This window comes from Agromyces luteolus, from assembly GCF_009729855.1.
Taxonomy (GTDB): Bacteria; Actinomycetota; Actinomycetes; order Actinomycetales; family Microbacteriaceae; genus Agromyces; species Agromyces luteolus.
This window is the reverse complement of sequence record NZ_WODA01000017.1, coordinates 110805-135707: the sequence shown is the minus strand read 5'-3', so window position 1 is coordinate 135707 and position 24903 is coordinate 110805. Positions and strand designations below refer to the sequence as shown.

Here is a 24903-nt window from a genome sequence, read left to right as displayed (position 1 = left end):
GGCGACGGGCTGACCCTCAGCCGGCGACGGGCCGAGCCGCCGGACGGTAGACATCCATCGCCGCCGGAACCACGCGGACGCGCGTGCGGTACCCGGGTGCCGACAGGTCGGCGGATGCCGCGGCCGGCGCGTCGAGCGCGACCTCGCCGTCGTGCACGAATCCGGGCGGCAGCCCGTTCCGCGGGCGCACGTCGATCGTGAGGCCGGTGGACGTGAACGCCTCGACGCGCTCGGGGACGAGCCGGAGCCGACGCAGCACGGAGGCGGTCCGCTGCCCGAAGGCGAGCGCCGCGATCGCACCCGTCCGCGAACCGCGGTGCAGCACGCGCACGTCGAGCACGCCGTCGTCGAGCTCCCGCCGCTGCAGGGGCGCATGGATGCCGCGGTCGTTGCGCCCGACGCCGACGAAGAGCGCCCAGACCTCGGCCCGACGTCCGCCGACCACCACCGCCACGGGCTCGGAGCGCCGCAGCATCCGCTCCGCGGCGAGGAGGCCCGCGAGCCACTTCCCGAACCGGGGCCGCAGCCGCTCGCGCAGCGCGATGACGTCGGGGTACACGCCGACCGACGCGGAGTTCAGGACCGTGATCGGCGGGGTCTCGCCGAACGCGAGCTCGGCGACATCCGCCCGCACGCCCTCGCCCGCCTGCAGGGCGTCGACGGCATCGTCGGCCGACGCCACGCCCGCCGTGCGGGCGAAGTGGTTGAACGTGCCGCCCGGCACGACGAGGAGCGGCACGCCTGCGGCGCGCGCCACGTGCGCGACCGCGCCGACCGACCCGTCGCCGCCGCAGACGCCGACGATGCGCGGCGGCACCGGCCGGGCGAGCGCCTCCGCGACGACGGCCCCCGGCTCCTCGCCGGGCTCCAGGAACCGCAGCTCGGCGCGGGGGAGGCGCTCCCGCAGCACGTTCGCCGGGTCGGAACGGACCACGCTCGTCCCGGCCGACCGGTTCAGGACGACGAGCACCCCCGCCCCGTCGGCCGACGCCGGGAGGGCGCGATCGCGGCCGGGTGCCGGGAGCGCGGCGCGCGCACCGCGCCGCGGCCGACGCGGGTGCTCCGCACGCCCGATGCGCCGGGTCCCTCGTCCTGATCCCACCGGCCCAGCGTACGGGTCCCGAGCCGCCGGAGCCGCGAGCACGCGGACGACGGCGCGGGTGCGGATCAGAGCAGCCCGAGCTCCATCGCGCGCGTGACGGCGCGCGTGCGGTCGCCGACCTCGAGCTTCTCGAACACGTGGATCAGGTGCGTCTTCACGGTCGCCTCGCCGATGTGCAGCGCCCGGCCGATCTCCGGGTTCGACCTGCCGTCGGCGACCAGCCGCAGCACCTCGAGCTCGCGCGGCGAGAGCGCGGGCGGGGGAGCGGCGGCCGCCGTCGCGCCCGTGCGCACGCGCGCGACGAGCTTCGCCGCGATCGACGGCGCCAGCACGGTCTCGCCCGCGGCGACCGAGCGGATGCCGGCGAGGATCTCCTCCTGCGGTGCGGCCTTCAGCAGGTACCCGCTCGCGCCCGCCTCGATCGCGGCGAGGATGTGGTCGTCGGTCTCGTAGGTCGTGAGCACGAGCACGCGCGTCCCGGACGGGCCGGCGGATGCCAGGATCCGCTCCGTCGCGGCGGCGCCGTCGAGCACCGGCATCCGCAGGTCCATGAGCACGAGGTCGGGCCGCAGCTCGTCCGCGAGCGCGACCGCCTCGGCGCCGTCGACGGCCTCGCCGACGACGTCGATGCCGGGCTCGGACTCCAGCAGCCCGACGATGCCCGCCCGGACGATGGGGTGGTCGTCGGCGACCACGACCCGGATCGGATCGATCATGCGTCCGCTCCCGCCGTGGCATCGCGCCCCTCGAGGGCCTGCCGCGCGGGAACGACCACGCGCAGCACGGTGCCGCCGTCGCGCCCCGCGGCGAACTCGAGCCGCCCGCCCACGAGGGCGACCCGATCGCGCATGCCGGCCAACCCGAAGCCGCCGTCCCCCGGCGAGGCGTCGCCCGGTCCGACGCCGTCGTCGCGCACGGCGAGCACGATCTCCGGCGGCGTCCCCGCCGTCGTGACGACGATGTCGGCGGAACTCGCACGCGCGTGCTTGCGGACGTTCGCGAGCGCCTCCTGCGCGCAGCGCAGGAGCACGACCTCGAGCTCGCGGTCGAGCCCCGCGGCATCCGTCGTCACCGACACCCGCACGCCGGTCTCGCGCTCGAACGTCTCGGCGAGCCGGCGCAGCGCCTCGCCCAGGCCGCCGTCCGACTCGATCGGCGCGAGCGACGCGACGAGTCCCCGCGCCTCGGTGAGGGCCTCGCGGGCCATCTGCTCCATGAGCTCGACATCGTCTCGAGCGGATGCCGCGGCCTCGCCCTCGACCCCGACGAGCCGTCGTCCGGTGCGCTGGGCGACCATCACCATCCCCGTCAGGCTCTGCGCGATCGTGTCGTGGATCTCGCGTGCGAGCCGGGCCCGCTCGTCGGCGACGCCCGCGTCCCGGTGCATCGCCGCCAGTTGCCCCTGCGCGGCCTGCAGCTCGGCGAGCAGGCGGGCCCGCTCCTCGCCGAACTGCGCGATCCGCGTGATCCAGAGGCCGAGTGCGATGCTGAAGCCGACCGACAGCGCAGCCACCGCGCCCCCGACCACGAGGCCGGCGGGCCACGCCCGCACCGCGTAGCCGACGACGATCGCGACCGCGATGGCGATGTTCGCGACGATCGCGCTGCGCGTGTTCGGCGACGTCGACCAGACGAACGGGTAGAGGAACGCCTGCAGGATCGCGAACGACGGCTCGATCGCGGTGCCGACCGCGAGGAGGACGGCGTACGTGATCGAGATCGCGAGGTGGGCGCGGGGCGCGGCCACGGGCACGCACCGACGGCCCCACGCGAAGTGGACGACGAGGAAGGCCCCCGCGACCGCCCAGGTCCCGACGTCGTCGGCGCCGAACGGCGGATCGAGCAGGGAGATGGCGGCGATCACGACCGTGACCGCCGCCGCCGCGGCATCCCACCACCGCACGTTCTGCATGGACTCAGGCTCCCACAGGGTTCTCGCGTCGCGCAGCGATCACGCGTCGCGTCGGATCCAGCGGAACGTGAGGCGGCTGATCACGAGGCCCACCACGAGCCAGGTCAGCAGCGCCACGGCGACCCAGCCGAGGTCCCACGCCTCGTACTGCTCGAGCACCGCGAAGTCGTCGGGGAGGAACGCGGCGCGCATGCCCTGCGCCATCCACTTCAGCGGGAAGAGGCTCGCGATGTTCTGCATCCACTCGGGCAGCTCGTTGAACTGCAGGTACACGCCCGAGATGAACTGGAGCACGAGCACGATGGGGATGACCACGGCCGTCGCGCTGCGGCTCGAGCGCGGCAGCGCCGAGAGGGCGATGCCGAGGAGTGCCGAGGTCGCCACGCCGAGCACGAACACCCACGCGAACGTCATCCACGCCTCGGGCTCGGTCGGCAGGGCGATGCCGTAGAGCGTCGAGGCGACGAGCAGCAGCAGCGCGGCCTGCAGCACGCCGGTGACGAAGACCTGCCCGATCTTGCCGATGAAGTACGACACGGGCGAGAGCGGGGTGCCGCCGAGGCGCTTGAGGGTGCCGTTGCTGCGCTCGGTCGCGATGTCGATCGCGAGGTTCTGCACCCCCGAGAGCAGCATGCCCGCGGCGAGCATGCCCGGCAGGTAGTAGGCGCCGACGCTGATGGACTCGGCGTTCGGGCCGGGCTGGATCTCGCCCGACGCGCTGAACGCCGCGGTGAAGATCCCGAGCATGATCACCGGGAACAGGAACGTGAAGAACACGGCGTCGGGGGAGCGGAAGTAGCTGCGCACCTCGTAGCCGATGCGCGAGGCGCCGACCGCGATGCGGCCGGGCCGGGCGGCCGCCGGCGGCGTGCCGGTGCCGGTCGGGCGGATGCCTCGGCGCGCGCGGCGCGCGTTCGCGGCGGTGGCCGTGTCGACGGTGCTCAAGCGACGGCCTCCTCGGCGTCGGGTGCCGCGGCGCCTGCCGCGCGCACCAGGTCCAGGTAGATGTCCTCGAGGCTCGGGCGGATGACCTCGAGCCCGGCGGGCTCGCCGTCGAGGTCGCGGACGAGGCTCGCGACCAGTTCGGCGGGCTGCTCGGTGCGCACCTCGCGGGCCGTGCCCGCGCGGTCGCGCCACCTGACGATCGGCACGCGCGCCTCGGCACCGCCGAGCCGGTCGACGGGCCCGACGTCGACGAGACGTCCGCCGAGGATGATCCCGGCGCGGTCGCCGAGCTGCGCCGCCTCGTCGAGGTAGTGCGTGGTCAGCAGGATGGTCGTGCCCTCGTCCTTCAGCGAGCGGATGAGCTGCCAGAACTCGCGTCGGGCCTCCGGGTCGAAGCCCGTGGTCGGCTCGTCGAGGAAGAGCAGTTCGGGTCGCCCGATGATGCCGAGGGCGACGTCGACGCGGCGGCGCTGGCCGCCGGAGAGCTTCGAGATGCGCGTGCGGGCCTTGTGCTCGAGGCCGATCGCCGCGATCACCTCGTCGACGTCGCGCGGGTCCGGGTAGAAGTGCGCGAAGTGCAGGAGCTGCTCGCGCACGGTCATGACGCCGCTCTCGGTCTCGGACTGCAGCACGATGCCGAGTCGCGACTTCCAGTCGAGCCCGCCGTGGGCGGGGTCGACGCCGAGGACGGTGACCTCGCCCGCGGTGCGCAGGCGGTAGCCCTCGAGGATCTCGATCGTGGTCGACTTGCCCGCGCCGTTCGGGCCGAGCAGCGCGAAGGTCTCGCCGTGCGAGATGTCGAGGTCGATGCCGTCGACGGCGGCGACCGCGCCGTACTGCTTGCGGAGTCCGCGCATGCGCACGGCGGGCGCCTCGCGGTTCGGTGTGGTGTCCATGCCCTCGATGCTCCTCTTCACGCGGGCGTCGCGACAGCCGTGGAGCGGTCGATCTTCGCCTCCACCGATCGGTGGATGCGATCGGCTCACGAGCGGGCGATCTCGGCGAGGCGGCGCTCGAGGAACCGGCGCTCGGGAGCCGTGCGGGCGAGCGCGATCGCCTCGCGGTACCGCGCGGCCGCGGCATCCGTCTCGCCCTGCCTGCGGAGCAGGTCGGCCTGCGCTGCGGGCAGCAGGTGGTAGCCGTCCAGGCGACCGGATGCCTCGAGCAGCGCGAGGTCGTCGAGGCCGGACTGCGGCCCGAGCGCCATGCCGCGCGCGATCGCGCGGTTCAGGGCGACGAACGGCGAGTCGGCGAGCATCGCGAGGGCGTCGTAGCGGGCGACGATGGCGCGCCAATCGGTCTCGTCGGCCGTCCGGGCGCGGACGTGCACGGCCTGGATCTCCGCCTGCAGGCGGTAGGGCCGGGCCGGCGCGGGGCCCTCGCGGCTCGCGTCCCCCGCCCGGCCCGCTGCCGACCCGAGGAGCGCCAGCCCCTCGGCGATCTCGGCGGCGTCCCACGCCGCGCGGTCCTGCTCGGGCAGCGGCACGAGGTCGCCCTCGGCGTCGACGCGTGCGGCTGAGCGCGCGTGCTGGAGCAGCATGAGCGCGAGCAGCGCTCGCGCCTCGTCGGCGTCGGGCATGAGGTCGACGACGAGTCGGGCGAGCCGGATGGCCTCGGCGGACAGGTCCAGTCGCTGCAGCGCGTCGCCGTGCGAGGCGAGGTAGCCCTCGTTCGCGACCAGGTAGAGCACCGCGAGCACGCCGCCGAGGCGTTCGGGCAGCAGGTCGGCGGTCGGCACGCGATAGGGGATGCCGGCGTGCCGGATCTTGCGCTTCGCGCGCGAGATGCGCTGCCCCATGGTCGGTTCCGGCACGTGGAAGGCGCGCGCGATCTCGCCGGTGTCGAGGCCGGCGACCGTGCGGAGCGTGAGCGCGACGCGCGACTCCATCGGCAGGGCGGGGTGCGCGCACGTGAAGACCAGTCGGAGCCGGTCGTCCCAATCGGGCTCGCCGCCGAGCGCGTCGCCGGCGAGGTCGGCCGGGTCGGGCGGTCCGCCCGCCCTGCCGGACAGCTCCTCCATCGCGATCCACTCCCTGACCTTGTCGGCCTCGACCCCGCGCCGGCGGAGCCGGTCGAGCGCGAGGTTGCGCGCCGCGGTCGTGAGCCACGCACCCGGATTCCGGGGGATGCCGTCGCGCGGCCAGGTCTCGGCCGCACGTGCGAAGGCGCCGGCCGCGGCATCCTCCGCGACGTCCCAGTCGCCCGTGACGCGGATCAGCGTCGCCACGACGCGCGCCCACTCGGACGCGTACGCGTCGCGCAGCGCGTCGGCGATCCCGGGTGCGACCGGGTCCGCCCCGTCCGCACCCGGCACCGCCCTCCCGACGGCGCCCGCGTCGTCCGCCCGACCCGTCAGCGCGCGACCTCCGCGAGCACCTCGGACGCCGCCGGCTCGCGTCGGACGCCGCGCTCCGCGGCCTCCCGCCCGGCACGCGCGACGTGGTCCTCGTGCACGTCGAACGGCCACATCGGACGGAGCTCGATCGCGCCGCCGCGCGCCATCGGATGCTTCGAGGCCACCTCGATCGCCTCGGCGAGACCGCCCCGCACCTCGATGAGGTCGAAGCCCGCGATCCACTCCTTCGCCTCGGCGAATCCGCCGTCGGTCACGAGCACCTCGCCGTGCCGGCGCCGCACGAACGTGGCATCCGCCGGGCCCCGCAGCACCTCGCCGAAGAGCCGCACGCCGCGGCCGTCCATCTCGCGCACCCACGCCTCCGGGCCGTCGTCCTCCACAGGGCGGCCGTCGGCCGCGGCGCGCTCGCCGCCGGGCTCGACGACGACGAGCATGAGGTAGCGACGCCCCTCGACCGCTCGGTCGGCGAAGCCGGGCGGCACGATCCGGGAGCCCGGGGCGGCGTCGGGCCACCGCACGAACGGCCGGATCTCGACGCGTCCGAACGACGCCACCGGATGCTTCGACGCGACCTCGATCGCCTCGTCGAGGTCGCGGGCGTCGATCACGTCGAACCCGCCGATCGATTCCTTCGACTCGGTGAACGGGCCGTCGACCACGAGCACCTCGCCGCCGCGCACGCGCACGGTCGTGGCATCCTGCTCGGGCCGCAGCCGCTCGCCGTACTCGGAGACGCCGCGCGCCTCGACGTCGTCCACCCACTCGCCCACGTCGTCCTGGGCGGGATCGTAGGGCAGCGCGTCGGCGCCCTCGGCGTAGAACAGTGCGTACTCCATGACGGAATCCCTTCTCTCGGTCACGCTACGCACGTACGACGAACGGGGGAACCCGATTTCGACACGTCCGCCGGGGTGGGGCGTGCACGGATCGTACACGCTCTCGGAGAGAGGGCCGGGGTGGCGGGTGCCGGTCCCGGTGAAGCGGATGCCGCGCCCGCCCGGCGCGGACGCGGCATCCGAGGCTCAGGCGCCGACGAGCAGGCGCGGGTGCTGCGCCTCGACCACGTTGGGGTGGGCGCGGAGGCGGCTCTTCAGCCAGTTCTCGCCGAACACCGCGTGCAGCGGGTTCGCCGGGTCCTGGGTGACGCCTGGCGCCTCGGCGGCGAGCGCCGGCGGCAGGTCGATCGTCGGGATCGTCGCGTCCAGCGACGGGCCGTGGAAGTAGGGGATCGAGATGCGCTCGGTGCCGGGCTCGGGCGAGACCACGCGGTGCAGCGTCGCCTTCAGGTAGCCGCCCGTGGCGATCTCGAGGAGCTCGCCGATGTTCACGACGAACGAGCCGGCCGGCGGCGTGACGTCGATCCACTCGCCGTCCTTCTCGACCTGGAGGCCCGCCTTGCCCTCCTCGACCGAGAGGAGCGTGAGCACGCCGAGGTCCTTGTGCGCGCCGACGCCCTGGGCCGGCTGCTCGGCCTCGACGCCGGGGTAGCGCACGATCTTCATGTACGGCGACGGGGTCGCGAACGCCGCGTCGAAGGTGTCGGATGGCGCGCCGAGCGCCTCGGCCCAGGCGCGGAGCAGTCGCGTGCCGACCTCGTCGAGCCGGCGGATCCACTCCTCGGCGACCTCGCGCAGCTCGGGCAGCGCCTCGGGCCAGAGGTTCGGGCCCTGCAGCACCTGGTAGTCGGGGGTGTCGGGGCCGACCGGGACGGCGGGGCGCTCGGCGCCGATGTCGATCTGCTCGCGGATGTCGACGCGACCCTGTGTGCGCTCGCCGCCCATGCGGGTGTAGCCGCGGAAGTGCGGGCTCTTCACGTTCTCGATCGCGAGCTTGTGCGACTCGGGGAGCGCGAAGAACGCGCGGGCGACCTCGTACGCGCGGTCGATGAGCTCGGCCGGCACGCCGTGGCCGACGAGCGAGAAGAAGCCGACCTCGTGGGTCGCGCGGCGGAGTTCGTCGCGGAACTGCGCCTGCTGCTCGGGCGTGCCGTTCAGCAGGGAGAGGTCGAGGACGGGGATGCCGGACATGTGCTGGTCCTTTCGAGGGTGCCGGGAGGGTGGTGCGCCGACGATGCGGCCCCGGCATCCTTGGACGTCTGCCCGTGGCATCCGGTCTCGTGTCCTCCATCGGAGGGAGCGGGTCTCGAGACGGATGCCGCTGGGCTGACGCGGACGCGTCGGATGCGGCGTGAGCTGGGCTGCGGTCGGCGGCGCGTGAGGAATCGCGCCCTGGGATCGTCGGGGAGGACGATCGCCTAGCGGCGACAGCAGCGACAGGTGTCAGTACTCACGATGGCGGACACGCTAGCACGCCTCGGGGCGTGCCCCGCAATCCCCAGTTCAGGCGGGGAGCACCAGCGAGACGGCGATCGCGAGCATCACGACCGCGATGATGCCGTCGAGCACGCGCCACGCTCGGGGGCTCGCGAGCACGCCGCCGAGCAGGCGCGCGCCGTACGCGAGGGCGAAGAACCAGACCGCGCTCGCGACGACCGCGCCGAGCGCGAAGGTCCAGCGGGCGTCGCCGTGCGTGGCGCCGACGGAGCCGAGCAGTACGACGGTGTCGAGGTAGACGTGCGGGTTCAGCCAGGTGAGGGCGAGGCACGTGAGCACGACGGGGAGGACCGCGCTCCGGGTTCGGACCGCGGTCATCGCCACCCCGGTGGTCGAGTAGGACGCGCCAGCGCCCGTATCGAGACCACCCCGTGCAGGCTCTCGATCCTCGATCCGCGCTCCTCGACCATCGGTCGCGTCCTCCTGCACCCGGAGCCCCTCGTCGCTGCCGCGCAGCGCGCGACGCGCGGCGAGCAGCGCGTACCCGACGAGGAAGATCGCGCCCGCCCAGCGGGCGACGCCCACGAGCCATGGCATGGCCTGCAGCATCGCCCCCATGCCGCCGACGCCCGCGACGATGAGCAGCGCATCCGAGACCGTGCAGATCGCCGCGACGACGAACACGTGCTCGCGCCGGATCCCCTGGCGCAGCACGAACACGTTCTGCGCGCCGATGGCGATGATGAGCGAGAAGCCGAGACCGAGGCCGGCGGCGAGCACGGAGAGTTCCATGTGCTCGAAGCTATGTCGTCGCCCCACTGAAATCCAGCTCAGGATTCTTCACCAGCATTAGCATTGCTTCATGCAGATTCCGCTCGACCTCGCGCGCACGCTCGCCGCGGTGATCGACGGCGGCACGTTCGAGGCCGCCGCCGCCGAGCTCCGCGTCACGCCGTCGGCGGTCTCGCAGCGAGTCAAGCAGCTCGAGCAGCGCCTCGGCCGCGTGCTCGTCGTGCGCTCGAAGCCCGTCCGGCCCACCGAAGCCGGTGCCGCCGTGGTGCGTCTCGCGCGTCAGCTCGCGCTGCTCGAACACGACGCGCTCGCCGCCTTCGGCGGCGACGACGCGGCATCCGCTCGCCCCACGACCGTGCCGCTCGCCGTCAACGCCGACTCGCTCGCCACCTGGTTCCTGCCCGCGCTCGCACGCATCGCCGAGACCCACGCGGTCGTCTTCGACCTGCACCGCGACGACCAGGACTTCACGGCCGGCCTCCTCGAATCCGGCACGGTCATGGGCGCCGTGACCTCGCAGGCGACGCCGGTCGCCGGATGCCTCGTGCGCCCGCTCGGCGTCATGCGGTACACCGCGGTCGCGACCCCGGCCTGGGTCGCGCGCTGGTGTCCGGGCGGGGCGGATGCCGCGTCGCTCGCCGCGGCACCGCGAGTCGACTTCGACCGGCGCGACGACCTGCAGGGCGAGTACCTGCGTCTCGTCGGCGCGGATGCCACGGATCCGCCGCGGCACTTCGTGCCCGCGTCGAACGACTTCGCGACCGCGATCAAGCTCGGGCTCGGGTGGGGGCTCCTCCCGGGGTTCCAGTCCGATGCCGAGCTCGCCGACGGCCGGCTCGTCGCGCTCGGCGGACCGCCCGTCGACGTGCCGCTGCACTGGCAGCAGTGGAACCTGGGCTCGCCGCTGCTCGACGCGATCGCCGACGGCCTCACGCGCGACGCCCGGCGCGCGCTCGAGCCCGCGTCCTGATCCGCCGTTGCGCCTCCGGCCGGAGGCGCGGCTCGCGGCCCGACGCCGTCGCGTCCGGGAGTCGGCCGCACCCGCTGCCCTCGGGTCCGCCCGATCGGGCACGTGGCCGACCCGGGGAGTGGACAGAATGCCGACATGTCCTCCGAACGCGCGGTCGGGGACCATCGACGCGGCGCGCCGAGCCCGACGGGACGCAGCGCGTCCCGAGCGAGCCCGCTCGACGCGGGACGGACGCGCGCGTCCCCCGCGGTGCCGCCGGCCTGGGCGATCGGCCTGCAGCGGCTCGTCGGCAACGGCGGGCGCCAGGGGGCCGTGGTCAGCAGGCTGCTGCAGGTCCAGCGGCAGCCGGTCGTCCCGCCGGCGAAGCCGACGCTGCGCGCGGGTTCGCGCGGCGAGTTCGTCAAGGAGGCGCAGCGCAAGCTGAGCAGGCTGCAGGCCTCGGCCGGCCCGCTCGTCGAGGACGGGCAGTACGGCCCGCTCACCGAGGGCGCGGTCCGCACGTTCCAGGGAGCGCGCGGGATCCCGCCGACCGGCGTGCTCGACGGTGCCACCTGGACCTCCCTCGACGGCGCCTTCGCGGCCTTGCCGGCGCCGGTCCGCGCGGTCCTCGCCCCCGGGGCCGATCACGTCGACGTCGGGTTCGCCCAGCAGAAGCTGAACGCCCTCGGCATCTCGCCGCGCCTCGTCGTCAACGCGGTCTACGGCCCCGAGATGCAGCCCGCCATCATCGCCATCGAGGTGCTGGTCCTGCACCGGTTGCCGACGAGCATCATCGACGCCGACGTCTGGCGCGTGCTCGACACCGCCAGGCCGGGCGGCTTCATCGCGCTCGAGGGGCTGAGCGCGACCCCGGTCGAGCAGCACACCGCGAGCGGCACGGCGAATCCGCTCGGCGTGCAGGTGCCGGGCACGAGCCTGCATCCGGTCGTCGGGGCCGGAGGCATCCTGCGGGGCGCCGCGGTGCGCGAGCTGCAGCAGAAGCTGAACACGGCGGGCGCGTCGCCGGCGCTCGCCGTCGACGGGGTCTTCGGACCGCTGACGACATCGGCGGTCCGCGCGTTCCAGACCGGGCGGGTGCCTCCGCTGCCGGCGTCGGGCATCGCCGATGCGGCCACCTGGACGGCGCTCGACGCGGTCGCTCCCGCATCGACCGTCGGGTTCATCGAACGCCAGTGGACCGAGGAGGTCGGCGGAGCGACGTTCGGGAACACGGGCGGCAATGCGTCCCGCTACTCGTGGGAGATCTCGGGCGACCGCATGGTGGTGACCGTGGCGGTGAACTTCACCGGTCTCGCGCCGAGGGAGGTGTGGTTCTCGCACGTGCCTCGCGTCTGGAACCGGTTCGCCGCGGTCCGGGACGCACCCCCGCAGCGGGTGGAACTCGAGTTCCGCCTCGTCCGCGGGAGCGGACCCGCCGCGATGACCGTCAACGTGGTCGCGGGCAACGGCCGATCCGACGCCGGCACCTGGTTCCGCAACGACCCGGACTCGGCGTCGACCGTGCCGCACGAGTTCGGTCACCTGATCGGCCTGCAGGACGAGTACCAGCAGCGCCCCGGCGACTACGTGCGAATCACCGGGCACGAGCCGCCGGTCGGGGCGACGACCGGTCCGCCCGGTGTCGCTCCCGCCACGATCGCCGCGAACCTGCAGGCGGCTATGCTGGCGCGCAACGCCGCCAACGCCCGGACGGCGGCGGCGGGGGTGACGATGGGAGCGTTCGCGCAGCGCGTCGTCGCGGCCTACGCCGCCCTGCCGCTCGGGGGCGTCGCACCGGCGCTGCCCGCGGTGCCCGCGTCGCCGGGGGTGCCGGCGCTTCCCGCGCTGCCGGCGTACACGCTGACCACCGACCTGATCACCGACCTCGACCGGTCGCTCCGCGACTCGGCCGACCGCTACGAGACGATCCAGGTCTTCACGTACACCAGCGGCTCGATCATGGGCGACCCCGGTCGAGCGCCGGACATCCACGACCACGGTGCCGAGCCCCGCCACGTCGCCGAGTTCCTCGGGATCCTCGGGCGAACGCTCGGCGGCACGTTCCGGGGGGAGGAACGATGACCCTGCTCCGCTACGTCCGCGCCGACGGCCGACGCGTCCCGGCCGAGTACGAGACCGTCGAGGTCGACCCCGACGGCCGCCTCGCGGGATGGCGGTCGGTCGCCGTCGGCGCCGTCGGCTCCTTCGAGGGCGCCATCGCCGACGACGAGGTCGACGACCTGAGGGCGCTCGTCGAACGCGCGCAGGCCGCGCCCGCGCCCGGCGCCATCCGACGACCCGGCGCGGCGAGCGAGACCCTCGAACTCGGCGACGGGTCCGCGGTCGAGGTCGCCGGCCTCGACCCCGCGGACGACCCGGCCTGGTCCGAGCTGGTCGCCCGGGGTCGCGACCTCCTCGAGCGGCAGGGCGCGTTCCCGGTGGCCGCGATCGGATTGGACGCCGAGCGGGGGCGCCTCGAGCTGCTCGGCACGCACCGGCTCGAGCTCGACCTGTCGGACGCCGTCGTGACGCGCTACGGCTGGATGCCCGACGGCGCGCTCGCGGGCGAGGCGTCCGCGCCCCTGGATGCCGGCGGCCGCGTGCGTGCGGAGCCCGGCTGGTCGCTCGAACTCCCGCCGGCGGGCGAGGGGCTTCCCTCGGATGCCGCGGTGCAGACCGTCGTGCGGTTCGCGATCGTCGCGGCCGGCACCTCCGTGGCGGTCGAGGTCGCCACCGAGCCGCCGGACTGATCAGAGGTTCTGGCCGATGTCCCAGAGCCGGTCGGGGCGTCCGTCGATCGCCTCGGAGACCGCGAGGGCCTGGTCGTCGGAGAGCGAGGCGACGTAGTCGATCACGCCACGACCGACCCCGAGCGCCGTCACGTCCGCCGCCTCGGGCACCGGCACGGCCTCCGGCCGCGCCCTCCGCAGCTCGGCGTAGCCGTCGGTCGCGATCTCGACGAGCTCGCGGAGCCGAAGCGGCACGCGATCCCGGTCGTCCTCGTCGCGGAGCCACGCCGTGAGGCCCTTCACCGCACGGGTGATGACCCGGCTGAGGCCGCGCTGGTACATCACGATGTCGGAGCGGTCGAGGATGAAGTGCCGGTGCACGAACTTCAGGATCTCGACCTCGTGCCAGGCGCGCTCGTCGAGCGTGACGAGGCCGGCCCGTGCGATGCCCTCGGGTGCGGGCACGACCGACGACTGCAGGTGGTCGATCCAGCGGTTGGTGAACGACGAGAGGGCGCGCTCGGCCGCGATCGAGCCGTCGAACGGGCTCGCGAGGAGTCCGTCGACGAGGTCGTCGGCGACCACGCCCACTGCGGCGCGGAACGCCTCGTCGCCGGCGATCCACGGGTCGGAGGCGTGCAGCTTCCGACGCAGGGCCTCGAGCGCGCTGCCCGGCGGCGCGCTGCGCCGGGCGAGCTGCTCGTCGTCGAGGTCGCGCAGGTGGAGGCCCGTCTCGATCCACCCGCGGAACTCGCGCGCCACGGCGCCCTGCCCGAGCAGCCCGGCGCGGTGGAAGTCGTCGACGTCGTGGATCGAGTACGCGATGTCGTCGGCGATGTCCATGATCGAGCACTCGAGCGACTGCCGAAGGGGCGGATGCCCGTCGCGGGCCTCGGACAGGTCGGCGGCGTCGATCCCGTAGGCCGAGAACTTCAGCACGTCGACGCCGCGGTCCGTGCGACGGAACCCTCGCGGCAACGGCCCGTCGCCGAGGGCCGCGACGTCCACGTGGCGGGTCCACGGGTACTTCGCCACGGCACTCCGCACCGCGGCCGTGAGGTTGAGCCCGCGCGGCGCCACCTCGCTGACGTCGAGCGTCGTGACGATCCGGTACGTCTGAGCATTGCCCTCGAACCCGTCGGGGAGGCCGAGCGTGTCGCGGGCGAGCCGGTCGAGCACGCGCTCGCCCAGGTGCCCGAACGGCGGGTGGCCGAGATCGTGCGCGCTCGCGGCGGCCTGAACGACCACGGCGTCGCAGCCGTGCGCGAGCGCGAACCCGCGCGTCGGCGACGCGGCATCCGTCATCTTCACGGCGATCGCGCGGGCGACCGCGGTGACCTTGATCGAGTGCGTCAGCCGGTTGTGGATGAGCGGCCCGGCGCCCGGCTGCCCGATCACCTGGGTCACGGCCGAGAGGCGCGAGAAGTACGGCGAGAACCGGACGCGCTCGAGGTCGAGGCGGTACTGCGAGTGCTCGCCGACGACGTCCGCGCTGCTCCGCGGCTCGGGCGTGCGTCGCGCCGCGCGATCCATCGACGGGACCTCGGTCAGGAGAACAGCTCCTGCAGCCGCTGCACGCCCTCGAGGAGCGGGTCGTCGCCGAGCGCGTAGCTGAACCGGAGGAAGCCGCTCGGGCCGAACGCCTCGCCCGGGACCGCGGCGACCTCGGCCCGCTCGAGCATGAGGTCGGCGAGCTCGAGCGACGTCGTCGGCGTCACGCCGCCCCACTCGCGGCCGAGGAGGCCCGACACGTCGGGGTAGACGTAGAACGCGCCCTCGGGCACCGGGACCGACATCCCGTCGATCTTCGACAGCTCGGCGACGATCGTGCGGCGACGACGGTCGAACGCTCGTCGCATCTCCTCGACGGGCTCCTGCGGGCCGGTGAGGGCCGCGATCGCGGCACGCTGCGAGATGTTCGACACGTTCGACGTGAGGTGCGACTGCAGGTTCGCGGCGCCCTTCATGACGTCGGCCGGGCCGACCATCCAGCCGAGGCGCCAGCCGGTCATCGCGTAGGTCTTCGCGACGCCGTTGACGAGGATCGCCTGGTCGGCGAGGCCCGGCACGGCCTCGACGATCGAGAGCGCGCGAGGCGGCGCGGCCTCCGGGTCCTCCGCGTAGGTGAGGTTCTGGTAGATCTCGTCGGTCACGACCCAGATGCCGTGCTCGAGCGCCCACTCGCCGATCGCCCTCACCTGCTCGGGCGGGTAGACCGCTCCGGTCGGGTTCGACGGCGACACGAACAGCAGCGCGCGCGTGCGCTCGGTCCGTGCGGCCTCGAGCTGCTCGACCGTGACGAGGTAGCCCTGCTCGGAGCCGGCGAACACGTCGACCTGCCGGCCGCCGGCGAGCTTGATCGCCTCGGGGTAGGTGGTCCAGTACGGCGTCGGGACGAGCACCTCGTCGCCGTCGTCGAGCAGCACCTGGAAGGCCTGGTAGACGGCCTGCTTGCCGCCGTTGGTGACCACGACCTGGTTCGCCCCGACCTCGAGCCCCGAGTCGCGCAGGGTCTTCTCGGCGACGGCCGCACGCAGGTCGGGGAGGCCGGCCGCGGGCGTGTACCGGTGGTTGCGCGGGTCGCGGACCGCCTCGAGCGCGGCCTCGACGATGTGCGCCGGGGTGGGGAAGTCGGGCTCGCCCGCAGCGTAGGAGATCACGGGCCGCCCCTCGGCCTGGAGGCCCTTGGCCTTGGCATCGACCTTGAGGGTCGCGGACTCGGCGATGGCGGAGATGCGGGCGGAGAGACGGCGCTGATCGGTCACGACTCCAGCCTACGGCTCGGGCCCGCGCGCGTCAGCGGTGGATCGGTCAGAGAGGGACGCCGCGGCGGTTGTTCCCCCGAGCCGCGGCGTCCGGCGCCTGCCCCCACAGGCGCGCTCCCCGAAACCTCCGTGCACCGCCGGGAAGCGGTCACATGCGCCACGATACGCCGGTCGCCGCCGGACGCGAGGGACGTACGTCCCGTGTCCTCGGTCCCGCCCCCACGATCGCCGGTCGGCGGTCGAGGGTCGGCCACGGTTTGGCGCACCTTCCGGAGTCGCATACACTTGGTGAGGTTGTTGAAGTCAGCCAAGATCGAACGCGCCTTCACGGCGGGCGGCCTGCCCGACGTGGTCGCCGATCGGGGTGGCTTCGACCCGAGGTGATCCGGCCAGCCGGATCGCTTAGGGCGGTGGCTCAATTGGTAGAGCAGCGGTCTCCAAAACCGCAGGTTGCAGGTTCGAGTCCTGTCCGCCCTGCGAGCCGGCCGGCGAAGGCCGGCCCATGAAAGGTGTACGAGGTGGCCCGGAAAGTACTCGACGAACCCAGCGAGGAAGTCGTCGCCAATGCCAAGCGCGAGAGCGCGGCGCGGCGCAACCCCTTCGCGCGGATCGCCCTGTTCATCCGACAGGTCATCGGCGAGCTGAAGAAGGTCGTCACCCCGACGCGCAAGGAGCTTGCGAGCTTCACCGCGGTGGTGCTGGTCTTCGTGGCCATCATGATGGCGATCGTCTGGGGGCTCGACCAGGTCTTCTCATGGCTGGTCGTTTTCGTCTTCGGAACGCCGGGGGTCTGATCGGGCCGTCGGCCCGACACCTGCCCGCCGGGTTCCGGCGGCACGGCAGAAAGAAGGATTGAGGAAGTGTCGAAGAACGAGCGCCAGGACGTCGACTGGGCGACCGCCGCGGAGCAGTCCTCCGAAGAGGACGAGGCGCAGGAGGGCAACTCGCTCGAGCGCGACGAGGATTCCGTCGAGCCGGCCGAGCACCGCGCCGTGCACGTCGTCGACGACGAGGGCAACGACGTCGACCTCGACGCCGTCCTCGACGCGATCGCCGAGGCGACCGACCCCGAGGCCGACGCCGTCGTCGACGACGCCCTCGAGATCGACTCCGCCGACGAGGCCGAGGCGGCGTTCGACGCCGTCACCGAGGAGGACGAGGACCACGACCCGTACGAGGCGTTCCGCAACGAGCTGCGCTTCCTCCCGGGCAAGTGGTACGTCGTGCACTCCTACGCCGGCTTCGAGCGCCGCGTGAAGGCGAACGTCGAGCAGCGCCGCGAGACCATGGCGATGGCCGACTACATCCACCAGGTCGAGGTGCCGATGGAGGATGTCGTCGAGATCAAGAACGGCCAGCGCAAGATGGTCACGCGCGTGCGCGTGCCCGGCTACGTGCTCGTCCGCATGGAGCTCAACGAGGAGAGCTGGTCGGTCATCCGCCACACTCCCGGCGTGACCGGCTTCGTGGGCAACGCCCACAACCCGACCCCCCTCCGCTTCGAGGAGGCCTTCAACATGCTGAAGAGCCTCGTCGACATCAAGGACGTCGCGCCCGCCAAGGGCGCGAAGGGTGCCGCCGCGGGCGGCGCCGCGCGCCAGATCCCCGCCGAGGTCGACTTCGAGATCGGCGAGACCATCACCATCAAGGACGGCTCGTTCGCGGGCCTGCCCGGCACGATCAGCGAGATCAAGCCCGAGAGCGGCAAGCTCACGGTCCTCGTCTCGCTGTTCGAGCGCGAGACCCCGGTCGAGCTCAGCTTCGACCAGGTCACCAAGCTCTAGGGGCTCTCAGGCCCCCCGCAGCAACCCTCCGGTATCATCGGAGGGTTGTGCTGCGTCCAGGACACATCGCACAACAGGCCACCGCGACCGGAACCGCCGGGATCGCGGGAGAGTGCCCCGGCCGTTCCGGTCGGGCGTTCGAAACAGGAAGAGAGAAATCATGGCACCGAAGAAGAAGGTCACTGGTCTGATCAAGCTTCAGATCAAGGCCGGCGCCGCCAACCCGGCCCCGCCGATCGGCCCGGCCCTGGGTCAGCACGGCGTGAACATCATGGAGTTCTGCAAGGCCTACAACGCGGCCACCGAGGCTCAGCGGGGCAACGTCATCCCCGTCGAGATCACGGTCTACGAGGACCGCTCGTTCACCTTCATCCTGAAGACCCCGCCCGCCGCCGAGCTCATCAAGAAGGCCGCCGGCGTCGCCAAGGGCTCGGGCGTCCCGCACACCACCAAGGTCGGCAAGATCACGCCCGCCCAGGTCCGCGAGATCGCCGAGACGAAGATGGCCGACCTCAACGCCAACGACATCGACGCCGCGTCGAAGATCATCGCGGGCACCGCTCGCTCGATGGGCATCACGGTCGAGTAAGACCGCCGGTGGTGTCGGTGGTCGAGTAGCGCGAAGCGCGTATCGAGACCGAGACCCCGACGGATGCCACGAGGCATCCGTTCACCAGAACTCTCATTCGTGGCAGCGCCCGCCAGGCGCGATGACCACACTCTCGCTAGGAGAACCAACATGGCACAGAAGTCCAAGGCCTACCGGGCCGCGGCCGAGAAGATCGAGGCCGGCAAGTACTACACCCCGACCGACGCCGTCGCCCTCGCGAAGGAGACCGGCTCGGCGAAGTTCGACTCGACCGTCGAGGTCGCGCTGAAGCTCGGCGTGGACCCCCGCAAGGCCGACCAGATGGTGCGCGGCACCGTCATCCTCCCGCACGGCACCGGCAAGACCGCCCGCGTCATCGTCTTCGCGACCGGTCCCGCGGCCGAGGCCGCGATCGCCGCTGGCGCCGACGAGGTCGGCGGCGCCGAGCTCATCGAGAAGGTCTCCGGCGGCTACACCGCGTTCGACGCGGCCGTCGCCACCCCCGAGCTCATGGGCCAGGTCGGCCGCCTCGGCAAGGTCCTCGGTCCGCGCGGCCTCATGCCGAACCCCAAGACCGGCACCGTGACCCCGAACCCGGCCAAGGCCGTGGAAGACATCAAGGGCGGCAAGATCGAGTTCCGCGTCGACAAGCACGCCAACGTGCACTTCGTCGTCGGCAAGGCGTCGTTCACGCAGGAGCAGCTGAACGAGAACATCTCGGCCGCCCTCGAGGAGGTCGTGCGCCTCAAGCCGTCGAGCGCCAAGGGCCGCTACATCCAGAAGGGCGCCGTGTCGACCACGTTCGGCCCCGGCATCCCGCTGGACGTCAACGCCATCTGAGACACCCGCTGATCGAGGCGCGCGACGCGCGCATCGAGATCACGAGGGGCCCGCCGGTTCGCCGGCGGGCCCTTCGTCGTCGTTGCGGCGGCGACGGCAGCGGCGGTACGTTCCACCACGACGGCCGAGGCGCCCGGGTGCCCGGGAGCGGCCGCCGGGGGGAGCGGAGATGACCTCGCCGAGCACGCTCGACGCCGGCCGCGCTGCGGCGGCGGATCGGCGCTGGGCCGACGCGGTCGAGTACCTCGGTCGCGCCGACGCGGACGGCGGGCTCGCGGCATCCGACCTGCAGCTGCTCTCGACGGCCGCGCTGCTGCGCGGTGAGCCGCCGCTGGCGGTGGATGCCGCGTCGCGCGCCTACGCGGAGCACCTCGTGGCCTCCGATCCGGCGGCGGCCGGACGGGTCGCCGGATGGCTCGCCCTCGAGATGATCGAGCTCGGGGACTTCTCGGGCTCGGTGACCTGGTCGGCGCGCGCGATGCGCGTCGCGAGCACGGTCGGCGACCCGCGGCTCATCGCGTTCGCCCGGATGGGACCGGGCGTCGCGCAACTCGGCAGCGGGGACGCCGCGGAGTCGCGTCGGACGTTCGAGGAGGTGCGAGCGGTCGCCGAGGAGTACGACGACGGCGAACTCGACGCGAACGCGTCGCTCGGGCTCGGCAAGTCGCTCATCGAGCTGGGCGAGGTCGCGGACGGGTTCGCGAGCTACGACCGCGCGATCGCGGCGATCGAGGCGGGCCGGGTCGGACCGTTCTCGACGGGGGTCATCTGCTGCGCGCTCATCTCGGATGCCACGATGGCGCAGGACCTCGGGCGCGCCGACGCCTGGCTCGACCTGCTCGACGGATGGTGCCGCGCCCAGCCGTCGCTCGTCACGTTCAGCGGACAGCGGCACGCGTTGCGCGCGGCGCTGCAGATCGTGCGCGGGGCGTGGGACGAGGCCGCCGCGTCGAGCGAGCTCGCGGTCGGCAGGTTCCGGGCGGGGGACTACCGGGCCGTCTACGGCGCGCCGTATTCGGCGGCGGAACTGCAGCGGCTGCGCGGCTCGTTCCGGGCGGCCGAGGAGTCGTACCGGCGTGCCGGAGAATCCGGGTGGGAACCCCAGCCGGGCCTCGCGCTGCTCCGCCTCGCCGCCGGGCAGGCCGAGGCGGCGCAGGCGGAGATCCGGCGGAACGCCGCCGGCGTCGACGGCTTCACGCGGCGATTCGTGCTGCCCGCCCTCATCGAGATCGAGGTCGCGGCTGGCGACCCGGCCGCGGCGCGGCAGGCGCTCGCCGACCTGCGTGCGGCGAGCGCGTCGATGCCGACGCCGATGCTCGAGGCGATGATCGCGTCGGCCGAGGCCCGGGTGCTCCTCGCCGAGGGCGACGCGCAGGGTGCGCTCGACGCGGCCCGGGACGCGTCGGCGCGCTTCCTCGCGGTCGACGCTCCCGTCGAGCGGGCGCGCGCCCGGGTCCTCGCGGGGCGCGCGCTGCGCGCGCTCGGCGATCGTGCGGCGGCCGACGCCGAGTTCGGGGCGGCACGCGAGGTGTTCGCGGCGGTCGGTGCCGAACCGGCGCTCGCCGAGCTGGCCGAGGTCATGGGGGAGCGCCGCACGGGGGCGCTCACCGAGCGGGAGGTCGAGGTGCTCCGGCTCGTCTCGACCGGGCTGACGAACCGCGGCATCGCCCAGCGGCTCTCGCTCAGCGAGAAGACGGTCGCGCGGCACCTCAGCAACATCTTCGGCAAGCTCGGGATCGCGTCGAGGTCGGCGGCGACGGCGTACGCGTACGAGCACGGGCTCGTCTGACGAGGCCGTCTCGCCCGTCGGCCGGGCTCGGACCCGCCCGGCCCCGATCGGTCCGTGCATCGTTCTGCCCATCGGCCGCCGCGCCGGATGGGTGATCCGGCCGACGCGGCGGCGCGACGGGATTCCTACCGTGATGCCGAGGAGCCCGGTTCCGTGCCGGACTCGGAAGCGGAGGACATCATGGATGCCACGGGCACGCCGCGTCTCGTCGCCGACGCGGCAACGAACGGGATCGAGGAGCACGACACGGTCGTCGTCGGCGGCGGGCAGGCCGGCCTGACGATCGGCTCCGAACTCGCGATGCGGGGTCGTGATCACGTGATCCTCGACGCGCACGAGCGTGTCGGCGAGGCGTGGCGACGGCGCTGGGACTCGCTCAGGCTCAACACGCCGGCGAAGTACGACGGCCTGCCGGGCACGCCGATGGGCGACGACCCGTTCGCGTTCCCGTCGAAGGACGAGTTCGCCGACTACCTCGAGCGGTACGCCGCGGCGAATACGCTCCCGGTCGTGACCGGGACACGGGTGCTCGGACTCCATGCGGTCGGCACCCGCTACGTGCTGACGACGGACGACGGACGGCGATTCGGAGCGGCGAACGTCGTGATCGCGACGGGGCCACATCAGGTGCCGCGCGTCCCGGAGTTCGCGGACCGTCTCGCTCCGCACATCGTCGCACTGCACTCCGACGAGTACCGCAATCCCGGTCGGCTCGCGCACGGGCGCGTCCTCGTCGTCGGCTTCGGGAACTCGGCGTCGGAGATCGCCCTCGACGTGTCGCGATCGCATGAGACCTGGATCTCGGGTCGCCCGAGCGGAGAGTTGCCGTTCCGGCACGGCCGTGCCGCAGCGCGCTTCGGCTTCCCCATCGTCCGGTTCTTCGGCCTGTACGTCGCGACCGCGGGCAGCCCCCTGGGGCGGAGGATGCTCGCGCGCCGGCACGGCCGCGCGGAACCGCTGATCCGCGTGCGGCGCCGGGAGCTCGCCGCCGCGGGTGTGCGCATGGTGCCGAGGACGACCGGCGTCGAGGCCGGCCGGCCGGTCGTCGACGGGACCGCGCTCGACGTCGCGAGCGTCATCTGGTGCACGGGCTTCGAGGAGGACTTCGGCTGGGTGCATCTCCCGGCGTTCGAGGGCGGGCGACGGCCGCGGCACGACCACGGGGCCGTCGAGGGTGCCCCCGGCATCTACCTGCTCGGGCAGCACCTCCTGCGATCGGAGGGCTCGGGGACGCTCGTCGGCGTCGGTCGGGACGCACGGTGGATCGCGAAGCGAATCGCCGCGACGCCGGAGGTCGTAGTCGGCGCGGATGCCCCACCGGCGCCGTCGCACGCGGCGGCCTGATCGGGCCGGGCCCGGCGGCGCCGGGACCGCCGGGACCGCCGCTGCCGCCGCGCGGTCGGGGCCGCGCGCGGCCGCCATGGCGGCCTTGCCGCCTCCCGGGGTGCGCGGTACCGTTCGCGGAGGGGCGGGAGCCGGCGGCCGACCGGTCGATCGGGCGGGCCCCACGGCGATGGTCGCTTCGACGAGTCTCGAGCAGGCGCGCACCGCGTACGCGGAGCGCCGGTGGAGCGATGCCGTCGAGTGGTTCGGGCGGGCGGAGGACGGCGCCGACGCCATGTCGGGCGACGACCTCGACCGATACGCCATGGCCTGCAACCTCGTCGGGCACGGCGAGCGCGCCATCGAGATCGGGACGCTCGCACACGAGGCCCACCTCGCCGCCGGACGCCCGGACCGCGCCGCGTACATCGCGACCTGGATCAGCCTCGAGTCGATGGACTCCGGCAACCCGTCGCAGGGCATGGGATGGCTCGCTCGCGCGACGCGGCTCGTCGAACGACTCGACGAGCCGGGGGCGGTCGCCGGGTTCGTGCTCATCCCCGAGGCCCTGGGCGCGCTCTACGCGGGGGATGCGGGCCGGGCGCTCGAGCTCTTCGGCCGCGCGGGCGAGATCGCCGAGCGAACGGGCGATCCGGATGTCGCGGCCCTCGCGCTGCTCGGCAGCGGCCAGGCCGTGATCATGGCCGGCGATCCGGCCCGCGGAATCCGGATGCTCGACGAGGTCATGGTCTCGGTCACCGCGGGCGAGGTCGGCCCCGTGCCATCCGGGATCGTGTACTGCGCGGTGATCGGCTACTGCCACCTGACCTTCGAGCTCGCCCGAGCGGTCGAGTGGACGCGGGCGCTCGACCGGTGGTGCCGCGACCAGCCGTCGCTCGTCGCGTTCAGCGGGCAGTGCCATGCGCACCGGGCCGAGCTGTTCCGCCTGCACGGCGCCTGGACCGACGCGATGGCGGCGGCGAGGCTCGCCGAGGATCGACTGCTCGCCGGCGACTTCGGTGCCGCGTTCGGCGCGCACTACCAGCAGGCCGAGGTGCTGCGCCTGCGGGGCGAGGTCGACGAGGCGGAGGCGAGGTACGCGAAGGCCGCCGAATCCGGGTGGGATCCCCAGCCCGGGCTGGCGCTGCTGCGCCTGGACGAGGGGCGAGTGGAACTCGCGCAGAGCCTGATCCGGCGGAGCGCCGAGAGCGCCGACGCCGCCACCCGCTGCCACCTGCTGCCCGCGATCGTCAGCATCGAGGTGGCGGCGGGCGACCTCGATGCCGCGCGGGCCGGCGCGGACGAGCTGGCCGCGATGCACGTCGTGAACGCGTCGGTCATGCTTCGGGCGATCACCGCCTACGCCGACGGCGAGGTCCGGCTCGCCGCCGGCGACGCGTCGGGGGCGTTCGCGCGCCTGCGCGCGGCCCGCGAGGCGTGGGTCGAGGTCGGGGCGCCCTACGAGGTCGCGCGGTGCCGCGTGCTCATGGCGCGGGCGCGCCGCGACCTCGACGAGGACGAGGCCGCCGAGCTCGAGGAGGACCTCGCGGAGGCGGCGTTCGCGGAGCTCGGCGCGGAGCCGGCGCTCGCGGCCCTCCTCCGGGAGCGCGGCGCGGGCCGGTACGGGGACCGGCCCCTCACCGGCCGGGAGGTCGAGGTGCTGCGGCTGGTGACGCGCGGGATCACCAACCGCGAGATCGCGTCGGAACTGCACCTCAGCGAGAAGACCGTGGCCCGGCACCTCAGCAACATCTTCGCCAAGCTCGACGTCCCGAGCCGGGCGGCGGCGACGGCGTACGCGTTCGAGCACCGCCTGGTCTGACGGCGGCGGCGGCGGCCGGATGGCGCCGGGCATGGGTAGAACGACCCATCGGCGTCCGCCGTGAAGTTGCGTGCTTCTCCCGACGCGGCGCGACGCCGGCCCCCGTAGCGTCGCGAACATGGATGTCCCGGTGCTCGCAGGAACGGTCGCGGCCGTCGTGTTCGCGACCGCCAACCTGCCGATGGTGTGGAAGGCCCTCCGCACGCACGACGTGGGGTCGTACAGCCTCGGGAGCATCGTCATGATCAACGGCGCGAACGCCGTGTACTCGGTGTACGTGTTCAGCCTGCCGTTCGGTCCGATCTGGCTGCTGCACTCGTTCTACCTGGTCGCCTCGGCGATCATGCTCGTGCTGTGCGTGCGCGAGTACCGCGGGCGCGGCGGCGTCCGGATCCCCGCCTCGCCAGCCTCGTCCGCGGCCCCGGCCCCGGCCCCGGCCCCGGGCATGCCGCGGCGCCGCGTGCCGGCGCGTCCGGCAGCGGCATCCGATCGGCCCCCGCGCGGGCGCGGCACGCCGGTGCCGCACCCGGCTCGGCCCGCTCAGCGGGCGACCGCGACGATCAGTGGGTGATCGCGTCGTGGTGCGCGCGCATCGCGGGGCGGATGGCGAGGGCGGCGACGATCACGACGATCGCGCCGCAGATCCACGACATCCACGCGGGGCCGAAGGCGCCCGTCTCGACGTAGCGGCCGACCCATGGCGAGATGATCAGGAGGATGCCGAGTCCGCCCTGCACGTACTCCATGGCCACCATGCCGGGCCAGGCGAGGTTCACGATGCCCGAGACGACGAGCAGCGCGCCCAGCACGACCATGATCGAGACGGATGCTCCCATCGGAGTGAGGAACATCGTCGACAGTGCGACTGCCAGACCGGCGGCGATCGCCACCCAGTCTTCCCATCGCGTCCACTTCTTCATAGAAACCAACCTC

The 24903-nt window shown here is 73.5% G+C and carries 23 protein-coding genes and 1 tRNA gene; 12 read left to right on the top strand and 12 right to left on the bottom strand.

Features of this window, described 5'->3' with window-relative positions; all coding sequences use genetic code 11:
* Positions 1 to 16: 16 nt before the first annotated feature.
* The 9 genes from GLX25_RS09355 to GLX25_RS09310 all read right to left on the bottom strand — a co-directional run bounded on the left by GLX25_RS09355 (position 17) and on the right by GLX25_RS09310 (position 9380).
* The gene (locus GLX25_RS09355; RefSeq protein WP_166548651.1) at positions 17 to 1102 is read right to left on the bottom strand and encodes a diacylglycerol/lipid kinase family protein; all 1086 of its coding nucleotides are present in this window, start codon (positions 1100 to 1102) and stop codon (positions 17 to 19) included.
* Positions 1103 to 1167: 65 nt separating this feature from the next.
* Entirely contained in the window at positions 1168 to 1818 is a 651-nt protein-coding gene (locus GLX25_RS09350; RefSeq protein WP_155842219.1) for a response regulator, read from the bottom strand.
* Entirely contained in the window at positions 1815 to 3014 is a 1200-nt protein-coding gene (locus GLX25_RS09345) for a sensor histidine kinase (RefSeq protein ID WP_155842218.1), read from the bottom strand. Before GLX25_RS09345 ends, GLX25_RS09350 begins: the two co-directional genes overlap by 4 nt.
* 39 nt (positions 3015 to 3053) lie before the next feature.
* The gene (locus tag GLX25_RS09340) at positions 3054 to 3905 is read right to left on the bottom strand and encodes an ABC transporter permease (RefSeq protein ID WP_166548673.1); all 852 of its coding nucleotides are present in this window, start codon (positions 3903 to 3905) and stop codon (positions 3054 to 3056) included.
* A gap of 50 nt (positions 3906 to 3955) precedes the next feature.
* Entirely contained in the window at positions 3956 to 4855 is a 900-nt protein-coding gene (locus GLX25_RS09335; protein WP_155842216.1) for an ABC transporter ATP-binding protein, read from the bottom strand.
* A gap of 86 nt (positions 4856 to 4941) precedes the next feature.
* The gene (locus tag GLX25_RS09330; protein WP_271192525.1) at positions 4942 to 6273 is read right to left on the bottom strand and encodes an RNA polymerase sigma factor; all 1332 of its coding nucleotides are present in this window, start codon (positions 6271 to 6273) and stop codon (positions 4942 to 4944) included.
* A gap of 38 nt (positions 6274 to 6311) precedes the next feature.
* Positions 6312 to 7151 carry a YciI family protein gene (locus GLX25_RS18840; protein ID WP_240898266.1) on the bottom strand — a complete coding sequence of 280 codons (840 nt, stop codon included), beginning with the start codon at positions 7149 to 7151 and terminating at the stop codon, positions 6312 to 6314.
* Positions 7152 to 7337: 186 nt separating this feature from the next.
* Positions 7338 to 8342 (bottom strand): isopenicillin N synthase family dioxygenase, encoded by a 1005-nt coding sequence (locus GLX25_RS09315; protein WP_155842215.1) that lies wholly within the window; start codon positions 8340 to 8342, stop codon positions 7338 to 7340.
* 312 nt (positions 8343 to 8654) lie between these two features.
* Positions 8655 to 9380 carry a LysE/ArgO family amino acid transporter gene (locus GLX25_RS09310; protein ID WP_155842214.1) on the bottom strand — a complete coding sequence of 242 codons (726 nt, stop codon included), beginning with the start codon at positions 9378 to 9380 and terminating at the stop codon, positions 8655 to 8657.
* A 70-nt stretch (positions 9381 to 9450) separates the two neighbouring features.
* Here GLX25_RS09310 and GLX25_RS09305 point away from each other — a divergent pair, with 70 nt between their 5' ends.
* From GLX25_RS09305 to GLX25_RS09295, 3 genes are all read left to right on the top strand, one after another.
* Positions 9451 to 10350, top strand: a complete 900-nt coding sequence (locus GLX25_RS09305; protein WP_155842213.1) for a LysR family transcriptional regulator ArgP — start codon at positions 9451 to 9453, stop codon at positions 10348 to 10350.
* 135 nt (positions 10351 to 10485) lie between these two features.
* Positions 10486 to 12411, top strand: coding sequence for a peptidoglycan-binding domain-containing protein (locus tag GLX25_RS09300; RefSeq protein ID WP_155842212.1), 1926 nt, complete (start codon positions 10486 to 10488; stop codon positions 12409 to 12411).
* Positions 12408 to 13079: a hypothetical protein gene (locus tag GLX25_RS09295; protein WP_155842211.1), complete on the top strand. Its 672-nt coding sequence runs from the start codon at positions 12408 to 12410 to the stop codon at positions 13077 to 13079. Before GLX25_RS09300 ends, GLX25_RS09295 begins: the two co-directional genes overlap by 4 nt.
* Here the strand turns inward: GLX25_RS09295 and GLX25_RS09290 are convergent, their stop codons facing one another.
* A complete protein-coding gene (locus tag GLX25_RS09290; protein WP_155842210.1) occupies positions 13080 to 14591 on the bottom strand; it encodes a deoxyguanosinetriphosphate triphosphohydrolase family protein in 1512 nt (503 codons plus the stop codon). It lies immediately after the preceding gene.
* A gap of 14 nt (positions 14592 to 14605) precedes the next feature.
* Positions 14606 to 15823: a pyridoxal phosphate-dependent aminotransferase gene (locus GLX25_RS09285; RefSeq protein WP_166548650.1), complete on the bottom strand. Its 1218-nt coding sequence runs from the start codon at positions 15821 to 15823 to the stop codon at positions 14606 to 14608.
* A 404-nt stretch (positions 15824 to 16227) separates the two neighbouring features.
* Between GLX25_RS09285 and GLX25_RS09280 the strand changes: the two genes are divergently transcribed.
* From GLX25_RS09280 to GLX25_RS19360, 9 genes are all read left to right on the top strand, one after another.
* A tRNA-Trp gene (locus GLX25_RS09280) sits at positions 16228 to 16300 on the top strand.
* Positions 16301 to 16341: 41 nt separating this feature from the next.
* Positions 16342 to 16617, top strand: a complete 276-nt coding sequence (gene secE, locus GLX25_RS09275; RefSeq protein ID WP_166548649.1) for a preprotein translocase subunit SecE — start codon at positions 16342 to 16344, stop codon at positions 16615 to 16617.
* A gap of 66 nt (positions 16618 to 16683) precedes the next feature.
* Positions 16684 to 17607: a transcription termination/antitermination protein NusG gene (gene nusG / locus GLX25_RS09270; protein ID WP_166548648.1), complete on the top strand. Its 924-nt coding sequence runs from the start codon at positions 16684 to 16686 to the stop codon at positions 17605 to 17607.
* Between the two features lie 160 nt (positions 17608 to 17767).
* The gene (rplK, locus tag GLX25_RS09265; RefSeq protein WP_155050323.1) at positions 17768 to 18196 is read left to right on the top strand and encodes a 50S ribosomal protein L11; all 429 of its coding nucleotides are present in this window, start codon (positions 17768 to 17770) and stop codon (positions 18194 to 18196) included.
* Positions 18197 to 18346: 150 nt separating this feature from the next.
* Positions 18347 to 19036: a 50S ribosomal protein L1 gene (gene rplA, locus GLX25_RS09260; protein ID WP_155842209.1), complete on the top strand. Its 690-nt coding sequence runs from the start codon at positions 18347 to 18349 to the stop codon at positions 19034 to 19036.
* A 169-nt stretch (positions 19037 to 19205) separates the two neighbouring features.
* Entirely contained in the window at positions 19206 to 20825 is a 1620-nt protein-coding gene (locus tag GLX25_RS09255; protein ID WP_155842208.1) for a helix-turn-helix transcriptional regulator, read from the top strand.
* Positions 20826 to 20978: 153 nt separating this feature from the next.
* Positions 20979 to 22169 (top strand): flavin-containing monooxygenase, encoded by a 1191-nt coding sequence (locus GLX25_RS09250; protein ID WP_271192524.1) that lies wholly within the window; start codon positions 20979 to 20981, stop codon positions 22167 to 22169.
* A 169-nt stretch (positions 22170 to 22338) separates the two neighbouring features.
* Complete coding sequence (locus GLX25_RS09245; protein ID WP_155842207.1) at positions 22339 to 23970, top strand: helix-turn-helix transcriptional regulator; 1632 nt, start codon at positions 22339 to 22341, stop codon at positions 23968 to 23970.
* A gap of 118 nt (positions 23971 to 24088) precedes the next feature.
* Positions 24089 to 24541 (top strand): hypothetical protein, encoded by a 453-nt coding sequence (locus GLX25_RS19360; protein ID WP_205719854.1) that lies wholly within the window; start codon positions 24089 to 24091, stop codon positions 24539 to 24541.
* Here the strand turns inward: GLX25_RS19360 and GLX25_RS09235 are convergent.
* Positions 24531 to 24890: an SPW repeat domain-containing protein gene (locus GLX25_RS09235; protein WP_155842206.1), complete on the bottom strand. Its 360-nt coding sequence runs from the start codon at positions 24888 to 24890 to the stop codon at positions 24531 to 24533. The genes GLX25_RS19360 and GLX25_RS09235 overlap by 11 nt on opposite strands.
* Positions 24891 to 24903 lie beyond the last annotated feature (13 nt).